The 1,362-nt window shown below is 70.3% G+C and carries 1 protein-coding gene; it reads left to right on the forward strand.

All coding sequences use genetic code 11. The annotated features are described in order from the left end of the window. On the forward strand, positions 1 to 1,362 hold a 1,362-nt coding region (locus ACWGI8_RS44330; RefSeq protein ID WP_453669298.1), incomplete at both ends, for a hypothetical protein.

A 1,362-nucleotide genomic window follows, 5' to 3' on the forward strand; every position in this document is an offset into this window, starting at 1 on the left:
GGCCCGCTTCGGCCCGGTGGGCGAGGGGCTTCTCGCCGACCGCACCGCGCCGGTCCTGCTGCCGCTGCAGGGCGGCCTCGCCTCGACGTACGCGCCCCTGCTGGCCGCCGTGCTGGCCGGGACGGTGCGCACCCCGGGCGTCTTTCCCTTGATGCTGGACTTCGTCCCGTCCCGCACCGGCCTGCCCGGCACCGGCGAACCCGTGCTGCGTGGTTACTCGGGCGAGCCGATCCACCTGCTCCCCCTGGTGGACGGCCCGCTCCCGGAGGCCCTGACACGGCTGCGGGCCGAGATGGCCCAGCAGGGCTGGCAGCCCGGCATGGCCGTACAACTGGTTGGGGAACACGGGGCGTATGGGCATCTCTCCCCGGAGCAGACGCAGCTCGCCGTACAACCGTTGCGGATCTTCGGCGAGGCCCTCGCTTCGGACCTGTTCGTCAGCCCCACGGGCCGGTGGGGCGTGCAGAGCCGCCAGGACGGCAGTTCGCACCTGGTCGCACTGGACGTGGACGGCAGCACGGCTGTCGAGTGGGACCTGCTCCGCTGGAGCGGCGGCGCCCTTGACAACCCTGTCGCGTCCATAGGCGGGGCGCTGACCGCCACGACTCCGGAGATCACGCACCGGTTCTTCCACCAGGAGTTCTCGGACTCCGCTCCTGAGCTGCATACTTTGGTGACCGCGCGCTCCGAGCTACTGCCATCCGAGCTGCTGCAGCAGCTGTCGCAGGCCGCCCCCCTGGAGGGTGTGCTGCGGGTTGTGGTGGAGTACATCCCCGGGCAGGGCTTTGCGGTGGCGCACCAGGCGACCTACAGCGGGGGACCGGAGCAGCTGCGCATGCTCAGCGGCGACCAGTTCGGTCATTGGGTTTTGCAGAACCGCCAACAGAACCCGGACGACCCCTACCACCTGCAGATCCTGCTCGTCGGTGCTGAGCAGGCCGGCCTGTCCGAGGAGCTGGCCAACCAGCTGCACCTGCTGGCGCTGACTGTCCAGACGGTGAGCTACTACATCGTGCGGGGCCCCGGCCTGCAGTGGCAGTTCCAGCCGGGACGGGGCGGCTTTGCCGCGCTGCTTCACGGCATGCCCACCCAGTGGGCCTCGCAGATCCCTGTCGGATACCAGGGCGTGCACTATGTGACGGACGGGGAAGGCCTCCTGAGCGCCTTCTACGACGGCACCGCCGTGCAAACCCCGGAGCCTATGACGGAACTCTCCTTCCCGGGGAGCGTGTTGGCGCTGAGGAAGGGGTTCCGCCGGGCGGTTTGGGAGGCCGTCGCCCGCTCGGCGGCCTTCCTGGTCGCCGCGCTCGAAGTGACGCCTCGCGGCCGGCCCGCGATGCGCCTGACGAACGGCTTGCAGAT

This window comes from Streptomyces sp. NPDC054841, from assembly GCF_053611045.1.